This is a genomic window from Methanoregula sp. (assembly GCF_003170075.1).
Classification (GTDB): domain Archaea; phylum Halobacteriota; class Methanomicrobia; order Methanomicrobiales; family Methanospirillaceae; genus Methanoregula.
In genome coordinates this window covers 1-16,824 of sequence record NZ_PMZU01000015.1, presented here as the reverse complement: position 1 = coordinate 16,824, position 16,824 = coordinate 1, and the positions used below count along the sequence as shown (strand labels likewise).

General features: G+C 56.9%; 16 protein-coding genes. 7 read left to right on the top strand and 9 right to left on the bottom strand.

Annotated elements, in window-relative coordinates:
• Positions 1-50: 50 nt before the first annotated feature.
• Entirely contained in the window at positions 51-815 is a 765-nt protein-coding gene (gene mtxX / locus QZN75_RS01210; protein WP_292423703.1) for a methanogenesis marker protein Mmp4/MtxX, read from the bottom strand.
• Entirely contained in the window at positions 800-1,816 is a 1,017-nt protein-coding gene (locus QZN75_RS01205; protein WP_292423705.1) for a methanogenesis marker 2 protein, read from the bottom strand. The genes mtxX and QZN75_RS01205 overlap by 16 nt, the downstream gene beginning before the upstream one ends.
• A 98-nt stretch (positions 1,817-1,914) precedes the next feature.
• On the opposite strand from QZN75_RS01205, the gene QZN75_RS01200 reads away from it, so the two are divergent.
• Positions 1,915-3,357, top strand: coding sequence for a replication factor C large subunit (locus QZN75_RS01200; RefSeq protein WP_292423700.1), 1,443 nt, complete (start codon positions 1,915-1,917; stop codon positions 3,355-3,357).
• Here QZN75_RS01200 and QZN75_RS01195 read toward each other — a convergent pair.
• Positions 3,330-3,755 (bottom strand): UPF0146 family protein, encoded by a 426-nt coding sequence (locus QZN75_RS01195; protein ID WP_292423699.1) that lies wholly within the window; start codon positions 3,753-3,755, stop codon positions 3,330-3,332. The two genes, QZN75_RS01200 and QZN75_RS01195, sit on opposite strands and share 28 nt — an antisense overlap.
• Before the next feature lie 16 nt (positions 3,756-3,771).
• Here QZN75_RS01195 and QZN75_RS01190 point away from each other — a divergent pair, with 16 nt between their 5' ends.
• Together QZN75_RS01190 and QZN75_RS01185 are read left to right on the top strand one after the other, a co-directional pair.
• Positions 3,772-4,323 (top strand): archaemetzincin family Zn-dependent metalloprotease, encoded by a 552-nt coding sequence (locus QZN75_RS01190; RefSeq protein WP_292423697.1) that lies wholly within the window; start codon positions 3,772-3,774, stop codon positions 4,321-4,323.
• 142 nt (positions 4,324-4,465) lie between these two features.
• A complete protein-coding gene (locus QZN75_RS01185) occupies positions 4,466-5,743 on the top strand; it encodes a GNAT family N-acetyltransferase (protein ID WP_292423694.1) in 1,278 nt (425 codons plus the stop codon).
• 31 nt (positions 5,744-5,774) lie between these two features.
• Here QZN75_RS01185 and QZN75_RS01180 read toward each other — a convergent pair whose 3' ends face one another.
• On the bottom strand, positions 5,775-6,365 hold the full coding sequence (locus QZN75_RS01180; protein WP_292423691.1) for a hypothetical protein: 591 nt from the start codon (positions 6,363-6,365) through the stop codon (positions 5,775-5,777).
• 190 nt (positions 6,366-6,555) lie between these two features.
• Positions 6,556-7,137 carry an RDD family protein gene (locus tag QZN75_RS01175; protein WP_292423687.1) on the bottom strand — a complete coding sequence of 194 codons (582 nt, stop codon included), beginning with the start codon at positions 7,135-7,137 and terminating at the stop codon, positions 6,556-6,558.
• A gap of 147 nt (positions 7,138-7,284) precedes the next feature.
• Here QZN75_RS01175 and QZN75_RS01170 point away from each other — a divergent pair, with 147 nt between their 5' ends.
• A complete protein-coding gene (locus QZN75_RS01170; protein ID WP_292423684.1) occupies positions 7,285-8,463 on the top strand; it encodes a hypothetical protein in 1,179 nt (392 codons plus the stop codon).
• A 65-nt stretch (positions 8,464-8,528) separates the two neighbouring features.
• On the opposite strand, the gene QZN75_RS01165 is transcribed toward QZN75_RS01170, so the two are convergent.
• Positions 8,529-8,717, bottom strand: coding sequence for a tautomerase family protein (locus QZN75_RS01165; RefSeq protein WP_292423681.1), 189 nt, complete (start codon positions 8,715-8,717; stop codon positions 8,529-8,531).
• Between the two features lie 198 nt (positions 8,718-8,915).
• Here QZN75_RS01165 and QZN75_RS01160 point away from each other — a divergent pair, with 198 nt between their 5' ends.
• Positions 8,916-9,626: an ABC transporter ATP-binding protein gene (locus tag QZN75_RS01160; protein WP_292423676.1), complete on the top strand. Its 711-nt coding sequence runs from the start codon at positions 8,916-8,918 to the stop codon at positions 9,624-9,626.
• 14 nt (positions 9,627-9,640) lie between these two features.
• Positions 9,641-10,336 (top strand): ABC transporter ATP-binding protein, encoded by a 696-nt coding sequence (locus QZN75_RS01155; RefSeq protein ID WP_292423674.1) that lies wholly within the window; start codon positions 9,641-9,643, stop codon positions 10,334-10,336.
• A gap of 46 nt (positions 10,337-10,382) precedes the next feature.
• Here QZN75_RS01155 and QZN75_RS01150 read toward each other — a convergent pair whose 3' ends face one another.
• The 3 genes from QZN75_RS01150 to QZN75_RS01140 form a co-directional block, all read right to left on the bottom strand.
• Complete coding sequence (locus QZN75_RS01150) at positions 10,383-11,387, bottom strand: branched-chain amino acid ABC transporter permease (RefSeq protein ID WP_292423672.1); 1,005 nt, start codon at positions 11,385-11,387, stop codon at positions 10,383-10,385.
• A 6-nt stretch (positions 11,388-11,393) separates the two neighbouring features.
• Complete coding sequence (locus QZN75_RS01145; protein ID WP_292423669.1) at positions 11,394-12,272, bottom strand: branched-chain amino acid ABC transporter permease; 879 nt, start codon at positions 12,270-12,272, stop codon at positions 11,394-11,396.
• Positions 12,273-12,339: 67 nt separating this feature from the next.
• Positions 12,340-13,671, bottom strand: a complete 1,332-nt coding sequence (locus tag QZN75_RS01140) for an ABC transporter substrate-binding protein (RefSeq protein WP_292423666.1) — start codon at positions 13,669-13,671, stop codon at positions 12,340-12,342.
• Between the two features lie 251 nt (positions 13,672-13,922).
• Between QZN75_RS01140 and uvrA the strand changes: the two genes are divergently transcribed.
• On the top strand, positions 13,923-16,730 hold the full coding sequence (gene uvrA, locus QZN75_RS01135; RefSeq protein WP_292423664.1) for an excinuclease ABC subunit UvrA: 2,808 nt from the start codon (positions 13,923-13,925) through the stop codon (positions 16,728-16,730).
• The last annotated feature ends 94 nt before the right edge of the window (positions 16,731-16,824 follow it).

The following is a 16,824-nucleotide window of genomic DNA, read 5'->3' as shown; positions in this document are numbered from 1 at the left end:
GTCATATAATGAGTTTTTTTGGGAAATAAGCCACTTTACGCGATTAAAATTTATTCCAGCAATGATGCTGCGAGCAATAGCGCATTCGTGTAATCCGGTGAGGCGCGCGAGGTATCCACAAAAATTCTATCGATATTTACGACCGGTGCCCCATGCCCGTGCCCGGCTCCAAGAAAGGTGAGCGTACGGAAGACCAGGTTGCCGGATATTCCGTCCGGTGCGATGATAAGGCCGCAGGACTCAATCGCATCTTCGATCAGGATCTCGTAATGCATGGCATCGCCAAGTTTTGCGACAAGTTCTGCATCGGCCATGCTCCGATCCACAATGGCATGCCGGCCGACATCCCCAAACCGGCCTCCTGAGAGGACTCCCACCTTCTCCGGAAGACCGAACCGACGGGCAATTACCCGTCCTTTGCGGATCAGCGCAAGCTTGTCAGCGACCGTCCATCCCTCATCGATGCCCACAGGGGCAAACAGGAATTTTTTCCCGCCCGCAGTTTCAAGAAGCGCAATCCGCTCAAGGTGGTCAACCCCTGCGGCTACTTTGAGCGCCTGCAAGGTTACATTTGCCGGCAGGGTGCCCCGGACTGCCGCATCGATCGCACCCGCCATCAGGTCAGAAACGAGGGCTGTTTCGGGAGTCCGGCTCTCCGCCAGCCGCACGCGGGGATGGCCGGAAGGGACTTTTGCAGTGCCCGGCCGACAGTAGCAGACAATATCGCACGGCACATTTACGCGGCACGCGCTGTCAACGACCTTTTCTGCATCCGCACCAATGCCGATCCCGATCTTTCTTACTGCGGCCTGCATGACGCCTCATCCGGGGATAGGCAGGTAATCCCGTTTTCGGCAAAATCGAAGACCTCTGCCTCGTTCCCGTCATACCGGATCCTGAGCCGGCGCGTGGTATCCACGGTACCGATGGCCTGTGCGGTCATACCGACGGCAGCAAAGCGCCGGACAAGCTCGTTAACGTGTTCCAGTCGTGCAGTCAGGACAAAACCCATCCCGGGGTACATCTTCACCCACTGCTCGAACGTCATATGGTTCGCCGCAAGATCGGGCTTTGGCACACGGCCGAGATCGAGCTCGGCCCCTTTCCCGCTTACCTCTAAAAGCATCCCGATCGTCCCGATAAGGCCGGGGTTGCTGATATCTTTTCCTGCGGTGACGAGATGATCCCGCCCGATCTCTTCCAGGAGCGCAATCTGCGCACGCACCTGTGCAGCAGACTTCATGGTTACCGAGTCCCAGTTGAGCGCACAGGATGGGTGGACGCGACCAACAAGATCGATAGCAGCGATGATACAGTCGCCTTCCTGTGCGGTGTTGGAATAGATGACTGAATCAAGCCGGGCGGATCCAAGAATTGAGACATCGATCACGCTGTACGGCGCATCGGGATGAAGATGCCCGCCGACAATCGGCACGCCAAACTGAGCGGAGGCATCATGCATTCCTTTGACCACCTGCTCGTGGATGTGGGTATTTTTGGGCATCGAGAAGACATCCACCATCGCGATCGGCTTTCCACCCATGGCAGCAATATCGTGGACATTGACAAGGACCGAGCAGTAGCCGGCCCAGTACGGGTCGGCCTCCATGAGCCGGCTCCATATGCCATCGGCTGCAAGGAGCAGCGCCTCTCCGTTGTGCTCGATAACCGCCGCATCCTCACCGAACGAGGCGACGATATGGGGAGCATCGATCCTGAGGGCCTTGACCATCTCTCCGATGGCATGTTTCCTCCTTACGCCTTCATATTCCCTGACTACTTGCGCGATCTTTGTTGTGGAACAGTCAGAAACCACTATTGTCACCCGGATATGCACCGCTCTAACAAATTGCAGTACGCTATGTGTGGCCTCATCAGAGATAATTTATTTGATGCGGAGTTGACTCTTTTGGTATGGAGTGGGCTGAGAAATACCGTCCGGAACACCTTGCGGATATCGTAGGCAATACCGCCGCGATCCGCCAGATGGCGGATTGGGCCCGGACCTGGACATTCCGGTCAAAACCACTCATACTTTACGGCAAGCCTGGGATCGGCAAGACGTCAGCTGCCTACGCGCTCGCCCGTGATATGAACTGGGATGTGATCGAGCTCAATGCGAGCGACCAGAGAACGGCCGCCGTGATCGAGCGGATTGCCGGCGCCGGCAGCACCACAGCAAGCCTGACCGGGTCAGCACGGAAACTTGTCGTGATGGACGAGGCCGACAACCTGCAGGGAACCGCTGACCGGGGCGGGGCAAAAGCAATCATTGAATGCATAAAAAACGCCCGGCAACCCATGCTCCTCATCGCAAACGATCTCTACGGCCTTGCCCCGGAGCTCCGCGTGCGTTGCGAGCCGGTCCAGTTCAGGGCACTTCCGGCCCGGTCGATCGCCCCCCGGCTCAAATTCATCTGCGCAAAGGAGATGGTCACCTGTTCGGAAGCAGCGATCCACGAGATAGCCGAAAGTGCCGGGGGGGACGTGCGGGCAGCCGTGAACATGCTCTATGCCTCGGCGATCGGCCGCGAATCGCTTGACGGGAACCAGGTGCACACCTCCCAGAAGGATGAACGGGTCTCGATCTTCTCGCTTGTTTCTGCGGTATTCTCGAAGACACCTGATGAGGAACTGATGAAACTATCGTGGGATGTCGATGATACCCCTGAAAATATTGAGCAGTGGGTGGAGGGGAACGTGCATGTTATTACCGATCCCGGTGCCGTTGAACGGGCCTACCGCTCGCTTGCGCGTGCAGACGAATATATTGGGTATACTTACCGGCGCCAGTACCACACGCTCTGGCGGTACGCAACAGCGGTGATGCTTCTCGGCGTCGCCGATGCAGCCGGGGGAAAAGGCATCCATACCCGGATCCTGCCCCCCGAGCGTTGGCAGAAGATGTCCACGGCAAAAAAGCAGAAGGCGATCCGGTACACTGTACTCTCGCGCCTTGCTGCCGCCATGCAGATCCCCCAAATTACCCTGCGCGAGAAGTACCTAGGTACCATCGTCCTTCTCGTAGAGCACGATCCCGAAACCTTCACCCGCGAACTGATGCTCGACGCAGAAGGGCTTAACTTCTTCTTGAACGACCGGGCACGGGCACTGGAGATTGTAAAAGCAGTAACAAAAACGGAACATGAAAAGGAACTGGAACAGAAGAAAAAGGGCAGGAAAACAAAAGCAGGCACTGCTGGCGAGGAGCATGATCCGGCCGCGTCTCCAGAGACTAAATCTCCGGCGACACCCCCAGATATGCCACCGGAAGTTCAAACGATCGCACCCGCACCGGATGCGTCCGATAAGAAACCGGTGGCCAATAATCAGTCGACGCTTTTTGACGGGTTCTGACTACACCGGTAATAATAGTGGAGCGGTACGCCGCAATCGGTGATCTTTCCGCCATTCCCATAGGATTCAAAACCAAGATGGTAGACCACGAGGTCGCAGTCGAGATTTCTGGCAAGCGCGATCAGCGGGGGGATCATCTCTTCTGCCGGGCGGATGGCATACAGGACATCGGCACCCGCATAGCAGGACAGGTCGGGCAAGAATATATCGTCGCGGGAAAAGGATAACCAGTCCGGCAGCAGGCACGGACGGATATCGGTAGCCCGTATGCTGACGCCCGCATCGTGAACGCACCGCGCGGCATCAGGATTCTTTCCCACACCGATCTCGACGGGATGGTGGTAGTGTGCCGCGATATATGTGCCGATGCAATGCTCAATATGTTTATAGCCGTCCATCCAATAGAACTGAGCGATGCGGCTCCATATTTTTTGGGATCAACTTTCCCCGGAAGGCCTCCAGCTGCCGGTCGGGCGGACGATCGCGGCGGTGACCGGGTTACCTGTCGGGGTTGTTGAGAACCCGGTGCGTATCATGGGTTTTGTAAATGCGCGAAAACAGATCGATGCACAGGTGCAGCTGGACCATCTGGCTGCCTACAAACACCAGCACCGTATCTCCGATCCCATCCTCCTTGTGGTCAGCCAGGATCTCTTCAATCCCGGTCATTCCGCCCTTTTCGGCCTTGCACGGGAATCCACAGGAATTGCGGTGATCTCCACGGCCCGGCTCGCCAACGAATATTACGGGTTGGACGCAAACGACGACGACCTTATCGACCGACTGGTAAAGGAGGGGGCACACGAAGTTGGCCACCTGCTGGGACTTACCCATTGCCACAACCGTGAGTGCATCATGTTCTGCCCGGATACACTCGATGAGCTTAACGGGAAAAAGAAGTGCTTCTGCGAGGTCTGCCAGAAGCAGATTGAGCAGCGGCTCATGCCGCAGATAGACCAGATCTGATACGTTTTTTATTGGCTTTTCCGGGAGGACCGGAGTCCGGAGACACCCCTACTTCACAACGATTATTTAGAGGGACACAAAAACGGTCCCGTATACATTCTTCCCAATGATTCTGGGCGGGAAAGAGACATGCGGAGCGGATATGTTCAAACGGGTTCTTGTTGCCACTGATTTCTCACGCCATGCAGACCGGGTGCTGGAATGCATCGGGGAGATCCCCGGTATGGAGGAGATTGTCCTCCTCCACGTACTCGATGGGGAGCCAAACGAACCTGTGGTACCACCGGCCCAGCAGCTCGAAAAAAAAGAACACATCCTTGCCCCGCTCGGCGTCCCGGTCCGATCGCTGGTAGTTCAGAGCGAATACGGGAATATCGTGCGCGCGATCACCGGGACCGCGACCCGTGAGCGGGCGTCGCTTATCGTGATGGGTGCCCGGGGCAGAAACCTGCTCCGCACGCTGGTGCTCGGGAGTGTCTCAAAAGGCGTAATCGGGACGAGCACGATCGATGTCGTCATCCTGCACTTCCGGGGCGAAGACGCACCGGACACGGAGATCCTGGAGAAATACTGCCAGAATATTTTTTTTAAGATCCTCTGCCCGGTTGACTTCTCAAAACCCACTGTCGATGTTCTTGCATTCCTGTCCGAACTGCCCCATGTTCGGGAAGTCATTCTCCTGCACGTGCTGCCCACAACAGTCCCGAGCGAAGACCATGGGACACAAAATGCACAAGCTGCCGCAAAACTGGATGAACTGAAATCTGCGCTGAACCTTCCCGCAGGAAGGGTACGCACCGTGGTCCGGTACGGTGATCCTGTAGCGGAGATTTCAGAGTGTGCAGAGGAGGAGGATGTTTCCCTTGTCCTAATACCCCGGTACGGGAGCAGGGATTATGCCACCAGTCTTCCGCTCGGCCGCACCGCCGCCGGTGTGGCAGGCCGGGTGCAGCGCCCCATCTTTGTCCGGTACCCCCGGATCCACCTTGAGGTTGTGGCACGCGAACTGTCAGCGGAAGAATTCGGCCGGGCAGAAAAGGTATGGCTTGGATACCACCAGCAGAGAGCTGACCGGAATACCGACCGTATCTTCGGGGTGTTTGTCGAAGGGGTGCTTGCCGCTGTTGCCCGGTGCCGGCGCCACCCCGATGGCCTTGAAGTCGACGGCGTCTTTGTCGATGAGATGTACCGGAACAGGGGCTATGCACGAAATGCGGTGCAGGCACTGGTTGACGCGTGTGGCATAGAGACGCTCTACATGCACTCCACGCTGCCGCTCGTCACCTTTTATTCCTCGTTTGGGTTTATGCCCATCGCCGAGCACGAACTGCCGGAGAGCATCCGGACACGGTTTGATTTTGCCGGCGGCAACCTCGAAGGTGCCAACGCCGCACCCATGCGGCGCCTGCCGACGGCCTGAGAAACGGCAACACAGGGGGCGTTCCCGAAAGTTATGCTTCAGGGAGGGGCAGGATTTCGATCTCCATTCTGCTGATCTTCTCGTAGATCCGTTTTGTCTGGATGATGGGCCAGAGTTCGTAGAGCAGGACCGTAATCGGTTCCCACATTGCTGCCCATCCGACAATTAGCAGCGCGTCGGACAGGAGCTGGCCAAAGAAGGTGTTGTACATAGTTGCAACGATCTGCCGGGTGACAAGCGCGATGGCAAGAGATGTAAGTCCGATAATCAGGCTCCACCGGCCAAAACGGAACCTCGCACGGAATCTCCGGTCCGCGACAAGCATTTTGTACTGGAAATGGTTGTGGATGGCGGGCGCGATCTTCCTTGCCTCCTCACTGGCGACCAGCGCCGGGGGCAGGAAAATGAGGATCTTGAATTCCGTCTTTACCGGGAAATCCCGGACCGTATCCACGATATAGTGTTCTGCAGCAGTATCGATCTCTTTCTCGTAGAACGGGGCGGGATCAAAGGAGTTGAAGAGCTGAAGCACGGAGCTCAGTTTGATCTCGATCAGTACCCGGCCATCCTTCCGGTGGTACATCGACTCGATATCCCGTACCGGTTCTGATGCGAGAGGCATATTACTTCTGTACAGCGGCAGAGTCAATAAACTTCACGAACACAACTGAGGATATCCTGCCGGATTCTGCTCATGAGGAGAGGAAAACCGACAGGCGGCAGTTCTTAAAAACCGGGCTTGTAACTGATCGGACGATCTCCCACTACCGAAAAAGAACTATCAAAAAAATCTGCATGCAGGAATACCCGGTTTATTCCTTGTCCTTCACGTACAGGATACCTTCAGGCTCCCGGTAATCGGTTTTTATAACGATCGTATTCGAGATCCGGTTGAAGACACGGAGTTTTGTATGCGGCATCGCAAGCCACCCGATAAGGCAGTCGAGGAAAAGAATGGGCATAAACGCCTTTCCCAGGCTCTCTACAGCTGCAGTTCCCCACTGGATCTTTGTACCGTCGCGATTCACGACCCGGATATTCATCACCATCTTCCCGATTGACTGGCCTTTGTAACTCTCGCAGATAGTCCAGTACAGGAAGAAGATGAGAGTCTCGATCCCAATCTCGAAGATTCCCCAGTGAGGGTAGTCCCAGATCAAAGGCAATGTCCAGAACGGTTCGAGGATACCACGCACAATGTTCAGGAAAAGTATCACAAGGATGATATCGATAAGCCAGGCCCAGAGCCGGGTAGACCACTTGGCAAGATAGAGGGTCTTGCCATGATCCATCAAGGGGCGTTCCGGCTCAGCCACCGGCAGGGGTTCCGACGCCGGTGCGGGTATCGGTACCGGTTCTGGTAAGGGGGAAGTTCCCGGGAATGCATCTGCCATTGCATCTTGTTTATATGCAGTAGGAGGGAATGAAGGTTGCGAAACCAGTACTTGCAGCGAGACGCTTTATCCCGGCTTTGAGAACAACCCTTTTATGCGCAAAAGAAGTAACGTTAAAAAATCAGGCAGACCGTGAGGTAGAGGGGAATGACAGAATCAGTCATCACCGAATTTACCGGGAGCCAGCGGGAATCGATCAGCCGGATCTACCGTTATAGCGTGAGCGGTGTCCTGGTACTTGACAGCCACGATGTCACCCGCAGGCTCTACCGGTTCGACCCGTCCTCCAACACGATGACGGAAAACGATCCTGCACAGCCGGGAAAGATACTCCGGCGGTTCGTGTTTGACACCTATGGGATGCTCGAAGAGACCTTTTCCTTCGGGCAGCCGCCCCGTACGTTCCGGTACGAAGCCGGCGGCCGGCAGATCGTGATGCGGGAAGGCGGGGACTACGGCGCGGTCGGGAAGACCTTCTCGTTTGAGGGCAACGGGGTTGCCGAGACCGCGTTCGGGCGTGACGGCAGCGTTGAGCGGGTCTATGTTTTTGAGCCCGGGGGTGAAGCGATCACTATACGTTCGGGCGGGTGGTACGGCGATGTGGAGCGGAGGCTTGTCTGCGAGAGGATCAATGCAACGGTCTTCCGCGAGCCCGAGGCATTCCTCCAGTTCCTGATGTTTACGGAAAAGAGCGCCCGGGAAACAGAAGCGGAGATTGATGAACAGGTAGCAAAGATCCGGGGCGGGTCTGCATCCGCTCCCGGGCAGAGCAGGTTTGCGTACACCGGGCCGCGGCACACTGCGGATGGCAGTCCGGTGTCCCCGGGAATGCCGGCAGCACGTGCCCAGGGACGCCCGGATATGCGTTCAGGTGGCCAACGCCCGGCTGCACATAAGGATGCACGGGATGATACCGGTATCGATTTTATTGCTGACGCGGACTCGCCGCGGGACGTCCCCCAGGGCCCGCCGGGCTCACGCGAGCGAAGCGCCGGGATCCCGTTTGAGGAGCGCTGGCAGAGTGCGACAGATGGCCGGGAGGGACTTTCCGCCGGCAGGAGTACCAGTATCCCTCTGGACGAGCGGTTCCGGAGTTCCCGGGAAGAGGACCGGACACTTACGAAGGGAAGAAGCGCAAGCATTTCGCTCGATGAACGGTTCCAGGGCTCCCGCGACGGAGACCGTACTCTTACGGAGGGCAGGAGTGCGCAGATCCCTCTTGAGGACCGGTTCCAGGGCGCTGAAGACGAGAAAGGAGAACTGACCCCCGGCAGAAGCACCCAGATATCGTACGAAGAGCGCAAGACCGGGAGAAGGATGCGGTAATCCCGGGAACCTTTTTACTTCCGGACAATCGAAAATAATTCTTAAATTTTTACCGACTTTTCTTTCTAGTGTTCGTCGCAGCGGAGCATACCACCATGGCCGATGTCCTCAAGGCTGTGCTCATCGATCATGATCGTGACGACCTCCGGGTCGATCTTGAGCGTGGAGACAAGGGTATTTGTGAACTCTTTGACGATCCTGCGTTTCTGTTCCGTAGTCCAGCCTTTACGCATCTTGAGTATTACAACGGGCATTGATTCACCTTTATAACTGGAACTATTGGAAGGGACGGGTATTTATCCGCACACGTTGTATGCACTCGCGATCCCATTCCGGCAATTGCCCGTTGATCCATTCCCGAAATATGTTTAATACTCTCCTGACGAATATAAAACACAGCGGATAAAAACAGGTTCTATGGAGGTTATTCAAGCACGCTCAGTCTCTCGGCAGTGACCAAACAGATCGGTGGCCTTACCGCGGTGAACCGGGTAGATCTGGAGATAGGAAACGGCCAGATTGTCGGCCTTGTGGGGCCAAACGGTGCCGGGAAGACAACACTCCTGAATATCATCTCCGGCATCATTTCCCCGACTGCCGGGACGGTCTCGTTCTGCGGCGAGAACATCACCGGCATGAAACCGGACCGAATCTGCCGGAAGGGAATCGCAAAGACATTCCAGATCGCCGAATCCTTCCCCAACCTGACTGCAAAGGAGTGCGTGATGATCGGCGTCATCTTCGGGAATGATACGGCGCCGGGGATGAAAGAGGCACAGTCCCAGGCGCTCGCGATACTTGCAGAGGTAAACTTCCCGTCAGAGAAGGCCGAAACCCTCAACCGGAACCTCAACGTCGTCGAGCTCAAGCGCCTGCAGCTCGCCCGGGCGCTCGCATCCCGCCCGAAGCTCCTCCTGCTCGACGAACTCACCACCGGTCTCAACCCGAAAGAAAGCAACGAAGCCGTGGATCTGATCCGTAAGATCCGGGACCGGGGAATATCCATCCTCATCATCGAGCATGTCATGAGTGTCATCATGGGGGTTTCCGACCGTATAGTCGTGCTCGACCACGGGGAGAAGATCGCAGACGGACTACCGCACGAAGTCGTGAACAACCAGCGGGTCATCGATACATACCTCGGTGACTTCAACGCGTTTTAGGTGAGGAGAAAAACATGCTCGCGGTGACCGGCCTCAACATTTTTCACGGAAACCTGCAGGTTGTCTGGGACCTGAGCTTCCGGGTAGAGAAGGGGGAGATAGTGACCCTGATCGGGCCGAACGGTGCCGGGAAGACGACCACGGTCGAGACCATCATCGGGCTCAACCGGAACGCATCAGGCTCGATCGTCTTCGAAGGAGAGGATATTCTCGGCCGTCCCCCGAACGATCTCTTTAAAAAAGGCCTCGCGCTCGTACCGGAGAAACGCGAGATCTTTTCGAAGATGCCGGTCAGTGAGAACCTCCTCCTCGGTGGGACCGGCTCGGACGAACCCCAAAAGACCCTTGCGCATATTTACCAGATCTTCCCGATCCTGCGTGAGCGCGAACACCAGATGGCCGGAACCCTGAGTGGCGGCGAGCAGCAGATGCTCGCGATCGGCCGGGCGCTCATGTCTAGGCCCCGGCTCCTTATCCTTGACGAACCCTCAACCGGGCTCTCGCCTCTTCTTGTTGGGCAGGTCTTTAAGGCCCTCGAACAGCTCGGCAGGGAAGGGATGACGATTCTCCTCCTGGAGCAGAATGTCCGAAACGCTCTCACTATGTGCCACCGGGGGTACGTCCTCGAGAACGGAAGGATCGTCAAAGAGGGGAAGGCGAAGGAGCTCATGCGCGACCCGCACATCCAGAAAGCGTATCTCGGATTCTAAAGAGCGGTGAAGGGTGGCATTTGAAAATTTTTGTTCTGTAAAATCATCAGAAAAATCTCCAGACGCTCCTTTGCGGCCTCGCACCGGATCCTTTTCTTCCACGTTCCTTCCACCATACCTGCACACGTTCCGGCAGGTTCACGAGCCCCTTTGGCAGGAATATGATCGTGAGGATCAGAATGAACCCGACGATGACGTACCTGCCGAACGTGAGTCCCGATCCTTTGAGCCCCTCCCAGATGACCGTGAGCACGATCGTCCCGATGACCGGTCCTGCAATGGTGCCGAGGCCTCCAAGGATTACATAGGTAACCGGCCAGAACGAGTTTGTGACCCCATACAGATCCGGGGTCAGGTAACCGATATGGTAAATCTGCAGCGCCCCGGCGACCCCGGCGAGGTAGGCACTCATGGCAAACGCGAGGAGGCGGTAACGGACGGGATCGACCCCGGCAGCCCGGGCCTCCAGCTCGTTCTCCCGGATTGCGAGGAATGCAAGACCGATACGGGACTTCATGATATACCAGATTGCGACAAGAGTTGCGATCGTGATGACGAGGACAACGTAGTATTCGATGAACTGGTAACCGGGGATGGACGGGCTGATGAGCCGGGGCGAGGCGATCCCGTCCCAGCCGCCGGTGACCGGTGCGAGAACGCTGACCGTCAGCGTCTCGACGATGATGGCAAACCCGAAGGTAACCATCGCGAGGAACCATTCCTTGAGCCGGACACAGGTGAGCCCGATAAGGATACCGATGAACGCGGCGACTGCGGCCCCGAGGAAAATTGTGATAAATGGGGAAATTCCACTCTGTACCGCAATCAGGGTCGAGGCATACGCACCGATACCGAAGAACGCAGCATGGCCGAGCGATCCCTGCCCGGTGAATGCGAGCAGGTTCCACGCCGATGCAAAGATAATGGATATGAGCATCAGGATGAGGAGGTTTAGGAGGAACATATTATCCGAGAGGAACGGTAAGGCCGCCGCGATGGCAAGTATTGCAACGAGCCCGTATTTTGTCAGCTCATCCCTTCCGAAGTTCACGATTCCTCAATCCCCCTTTTCCCCGAACAACCCGGTTGGCCGAATGACGAGGACGACGATCAGGATAATGAACGAGACCGCGTCCTTCCATATCCCGCCGAGAAGGAACGCTGCTCCGTTCTCGGCGACACCCATCAGGAGCCCGCCGATGATCGCGCCCGGAATGCTGCCAAGCCCTCCAAGGATGATGATGGTAAAGGCCTTCACCGCCGGCATCGATCCTATGTACGGGTTGAAGACCTGCCCGCTCACCACCCAGAGCGTCCCTGCCGCGGCCGCGAGCGCGCACCCGAGGCCAAAGCTGATGACATCGATCCGCTCGACATCGATTCCGACGAGCATCGCCCCCTTCCGGTTCTGGCTCGTTGCCCGCATTTCCATGCCGGTCCTCGTCTTTTTGAGGAAGAGGTAGAGAGCAATGAGGATCACAGCGGTGAGGGCCACGATGATGATGTAATCGAGCGGGACGCTGAGCGGGCCGACAGGAACCGTAATGCCGTCATAGGGACTTTTTACGCTCTGCCAGGAGTCGCCCCATATCATCGCGGCGCCATTCTGGAAGATATAGATGAGCCCGATGGAGAGGAAGATCTCGTTGAGTTTACCGGTGCCGAGGATCGGCCGGAAACAGAGTCGTTCGACAACCGCCCCGATGCCGATGAGCGCGAGCATGGACACCAGGATGATCAAGTAGGGATTGATGCCAGTCAGGAAAAAGACCGTCGCGGTGATGTATGCACCGATCATCAGGAACTCCCCGTGCGCGAAGTTGACGATCTTCATGACCCCGAAGATGAGGTTCAGGCCGGTGGCGAGCAGGATATAGATACAGCCGGCATATAGCCCCCAGAACAGGATCTGCAGGAATATCGCAAGGTTGTCCATCGCTACCCGGCCTCTTTTGGTTATGCTATAAAATCAGCTACCTGTGATAAAAAGGGATGGAACAGATTTACGCGCTGCCGGCCATATACCAGGAAGGCAGGGTGAAGTCCGTGGTCTTAAGGTTATCCGGCCAGACGATCGAGGGCCGTGTTTCACCGATGGTCGCGTTGTACGAGAGCTGCTCCATCCAGAGATCGAAGCTTGACTCCCGGAAGTCCGGTGAGAACGAGATGGTCTGATTCTTCATCGCCTCGATGATCTGGGGCATATTCAGGTTGACAAGCGCCTGTTTCACTGCTGCCTTGTCCGTGGTCCCGGCATTGCCGATTGCCTTTGCCGCGATGAAAACTCCATCATAGGTAGAAGCACCCATCATGTCCGGGTAGGTACCGAACTTGGCGAAATATGCCTGCTTGAACGCAGCCTGATCATTAGTGACTGGTCCTATGGGAGCAGTGTAGGGTGAAAACCGGCTTTCGATGATCGATCCTTCGCCGTACTGCCCGAGGTCCTTGTAGAACTGGGCATTGTCGTTGTTTTCAGGAGAGAGGAAGATGGTGTTGAGGCCGATATCCCTGCGTGCCTGCGTGATGGCCGGGGCACCTTCATTCGGGAACGCACCCAGATACAGGGCATCAGGATTTGCTGCCTTGATTGCGGTCAGCTGAGTCCGGAAATCGCTCTCCCCCATCTTGAAACTTTGCTGGGAGACAAGAACAATATTGAGATTGTTCTTCGTGATCGTATCATTCACTGCAGTCTGGATCCCTTTCCCGAAGGCTGTGTCCTGGTAGAGCAGAGCAAGCCGGAACGGGCGATCAGCTGAAGCGTTGAGTTTTCCATTGACGGCAGGACGTATAATCTGGTCGATGAACTGTGTGGTGTACTGGCCGTATGTGTCAGTTGTCGGGCAGTGGTGGAAGATATAACTGGTATCGATGTCGGTGCGGTGGGTGATGATGGGGCTCGATGCACCGGTGACGATATACGGCACCTTGTACTCCGCGATGGTCTGTTCGTACGCTGAGGTAACCGCGCTCGAATACCCGCCGACAAGGATATCGACCTTGTCGTCCGTAATCAGCTTGGTCGCTGCGGTCTGCCCGCCAGTTTGAGTCGACTCGTCGTCGCCAACGATCAACTTAATCTGTGCCTTCGAACCGTCTTTTAAGGTCACGCCGCCATCAGCATTGATCTTGTCGGCGGCGACCTGTGCCGACTGCCACATGCTGGTGCCGACATTGCTCGCCGGGCCGGTCAGCGATGCGATGACACCGACCTTGATAACGCCCTGAGATGCCGACGTAGTCTGCTGCTGTGTCGCTGCCTGCTGGGTACAGCCGGCAATGAGTGCGGCCATGATGAGCAGGACCGCGATTAAGAGAACCTGGTATTTCATTTCACATCCCCCTATGCTATGGTATAGCAAGGCATAGTATCTGTTATTGGTTGACCTGAAAAAAATATCGATTTATATGCCCGGTAAAACACTGTTCGAGAACTGCCTGCCGGGTCTTCTGCTGATAGAACAAGCCAACCGTAAAGGAGACGGTTTTCTGGAGATGAAGCGGGTTATTTTGGGGTTATATTTTCAGTTAGCTCTATCCTTACCTCTTTAAATACCGAAATCCATTGGTACCACACATCAGCATGAAAAACATTGTCATCAAGGGTGCCCGCCAGCACAACCTGAAAAATATCAATGTCGAGATCCCGCGTGACAAGCTTGTCGTGATCACCGGGGTTTCCGGCTCCGGCAAATCGACGCTCGCGTTCGATACGCTCTATGCCGAAGGCCAGCGGAGGTATGTCGAGTCGCTCTCCTCATACGCCCGCCAGTTTCTCGGCATGATGCAGAAACCCGATGTGGACAGCATCGAAGGACTCTCTCCCGCCATCTCCATCGAGCAGAAGACTACGTCCAAGAACCCCCGCTCTACCGTGGGGACGACGACCGAGATCTACGATTACCTCCGGCTCCTCTTTGCCCGGATCGGTACGCCCTACTGCCCCGAGCACAATATCCCAATTGCCGCCCAGAGCCCGGACCGGATCGCCGACCAGATCGCTGCCGAGCATCCCGGTCAGGTCACGGTCCTTGCCCCGATTGTCCGGCAGAAGAAGGGTACCTACCAGCAGCTCCTCAAGGATCTAAACAAGGAAGGCTATGCCCGCATCCGGTTAAACGGGAAGATCATCAGGACCGATGAGGAGATCACGCTTGACCGGTACAAGAAACACGACATCGAGATCGTGATCGACCGGCTCGAAACCTCCGACCGTTCCCGGCTTGCGGAAGCGGTCGAGAACACACTCAAAAAATCCGAAGGGCTCGTGCTCGTGGCCGATGAAGAGGGAAAGGAATCAACCTACTCATCGCTCCTTGCCTGCCCGGTCTGCGGCCTTGCGTTCGAGGAACTCCAGCCAAGGATGTTCTCGTTCAACAGCCCGTTCGGGGCCTGCGAGGAGTGCCACGGCCTCGGGGTCAAGATGGAGTTCGACGCCGACCTTATTATTCCCGACAAGAACCGGTGCATCGCGGACGGTGCAGTGGCACCGTACCGGAACCCAATGGACGGCTTCAGGGGCCAGTATCTGGCAACGGTGGCAAAGCACTTCGGCTTTTCTGCCCTTACCCCGATAAAGGACCTGGACGAGCGGCAGTACAATGCGCTTATGTACGGTTCAAGCGAGAGGATGCACTTCTCGATGAGCATGAAAAACGGCGACGCCCAGTGGTCGCACAACGGCGAGTGGGAAGGGCTCCTGCCGCAGACCGCCCGGCTCTACGCACAGACCCAGTCCGAATGGCGGAAACGGGAACTGGAGAACTACATGCGGGTCTTTCCCTGCCCGGCCTGTAAAGGAAAACGGCTCAAGGAGAAGGTGCTCGCCGTCCGGATCAACGGCAAATCGATCATCGATGTGACCGATCTCTCGGTCACGGCCTGCCTCGCGTACTTCTCCAGTCTCCGGCTCACCGAGAAAGAGGAGGGCATCGCCCGGCAGATCATCAAGGAGATCCGGTCCCGGCTCGAATTCCTGGAAAAGGTCGGCCTCGGCTACCTCACGCTCTCGCGGAATGCCGGGACGCTCTCCGGCGGCGAGGCCCAGAGGATCCGGCTTGCGACCCAGATCGGCTCGAACCTTATGGGGGTCCTCTATGTACTCGACGAGCCCTCCATCGGGCTGCACCAGCGGGACAACAGGAAACTGATCGGGACCCTGCGGACGCTCCGCGACATCGGGAACACGCTGATCGTGGTGGAGCACGACGAGGACATGATCCGTTCGGCCGACCACGTGATCGATATCGGGCCCGGCGCCGGGCTCCACGGCGGGGCGATTATTGCGGAAGGGACCCCCGCTCAGATCGAGAGGAACAAGAAATCGCTCACCGGGCAGTACCTTGCCGGGAAAAAGAAAATTGACGTGCCCGGCACCCGCAGGAAGGCAAAGAAATTTATCACGGTCAAAGGCTGCAAAGAGAACAACCTGAAAAACATCGACGTGAAGATCCCCATCGGCCTCTTTACGGTCGTAACCGGCGTCTCGGGCTCGGGCAAGTCCACGCTGGTCTACGACACGCTCTACAAGGGCATGATGCAGAAACTGCACGGCACGCGGGAGCAGGCCGGGGCGCACAAGGAGATCGCGTTCGACTCCGAGATCGACAAGGTGATCGTGATCGACCAGAGCCCGATTGGCAGGACACCACGCTCGAACCCGGCGACCTACACCAAGGTCTTCGATGAGATCCGCACGGTCTTTGCCGGGACAAAAGAGGCAAAGATGCGGGGCTACAAGCCCGGGCGCTTCTCATTCAACATCAGGGGCGGGCGGTGCGAGGCCTGCGAGGGCGACGGCCTCATCAAGATCGAGATGAACTTCCTCCCCGATGTGTACATCGAGTGCGAGGAATGCAAGGGCAAGCGCTACAACCGCGAAACACTCGAAGTGAAGTACAAGGGCAAGTCCATCGCGGACGTGCTGGACATGAGCGTCGAGGAAGCGATGGCGCTCTTCGAGAACATCCCCTCGATCCAGAGCAAGCTCGAGATGCTCTCACGGGTCGGCCTCGATTATGTCAAACTCGGCCAGAGCGCAACCACGCTTTCGGGCGGCGAAGCGCAGCGGATCAAGCTTACCCGGGAACTCGCCAAGCGTGCGACCGGAAAAACCCTCTACCTGCTGGACGAGCCAACCACCGGGCTCCACTTCGATGACACGAAGAAACTGATCAAGGTGCTCGACGACCTCGTGGAGAAGGGCAACACGGTCGTTGTGATCGAGCATAACCTGGACGTGATCAAATCCGCCGACTACCTCATCGATATCGGGCCCGAGGGCGGGGATGCCGGTGGCGAGATCGTGGCGACCGGGACGCCGGAGAAGGTGGCGGCGGTGAAGGAGAGTTATACGGGGCAGTTTTTGAAGGAGATGCTCGGGAAGGTATAGAGCGTCGGTATCTTTTTTTTTTAGAATTGAGCGGGGTTGCTCCTGTAGAATACTAAGCGATGCCTCCCCGCCTCAGGGCCCCTCACGGGGCACG

Coding starts and splice junctions, on each gene's coding strand:
- QZN75_RS01180 (WP_292423691.1), bottom strand. CDS start 6,365: ATGCCTCTCGCATCAGAACCGGTACGGGATATCGAGTCGATGTACCAC.
- QZN75_RS01185 (WP_292423694.1), top strand. CDS start 4,466: ATGTTCAAACGGGTTCTTGTTGCCACTGATTTCTCACGCCATGCAGAC.
- QZN75_RS01190 (WP_292423697.1), top strand. CDS start 3,772: ATGCGGCTCCATATTTTTTGGGATCAACTTTCCCCGGAAGGCCTCCAG.
- QZN75_RS01155 (WP_292423674.1), top strand. CDS start 9,641: ATGCTCGCGGTGACCGGCCTCAACATTTTTCACGGAAACCTGCAGGTT.
- QZN75_RS01165 (WP_292423681.1), bottom strand. CDS start 8,717: ATGCCCGTTGTAATACTCAAGATGCGTAAAGGCTGGACTACGGAACAG.
- QZN75_RS01195 (WP_292423699.1), bottom strand. CDS start 3,755: ATGGACGGCTATAAACATATTGAGCATTGCATCGGCACATATATCGCG.
- QZN75_RS01145 (WP_292423669.1), bottom strand. CDS start 12,272: ATGGACAACCTTGCGATATTCCTGCAGATCCTGTTCTGGGGGCTATAT.
- mtxX (WP_292423703.1), bottom strand. CDS start 815: ATGCAGGCCGCAGTAAGAAAGATCGGGATCGGCATTGGTGCGGATGCA.
- QZN75_RS01175 (WP_292423687.1), bottom strand. CDS start 7,137: ATGGCAGATGCATTCCCGGGAACTTCCCCCTTACCAGAACCGGTACCG.
- QZN75_RS01140 (WP_292423666.1), bottom strand. CDS start 13,671: ATGAAATACCAGGTTCTCTTAATCGCGGTCCTGCTCATCATGGCCGCA.
- QZN75_RS01200 (WP_292423700.1), top strand. CDS start 1,915: ATGGAGTGGGCTGAGAAATACCGTCCGGAACACCTTGCGGATATCGTA.
- uvrA (WP_292423664.1), top strand. CDS start 13,923: ATGAAAAACATTGTCATCAAGGGTGCCCGCCAGCACAACCTGAAAAAT.
- QZN75_RS01170 (WP_292423684.1), top strand. CDS start 7,285: ATGACAGAATCAGTCATCACCGAATTTACCGGGAGCCAGCGGGAATCG.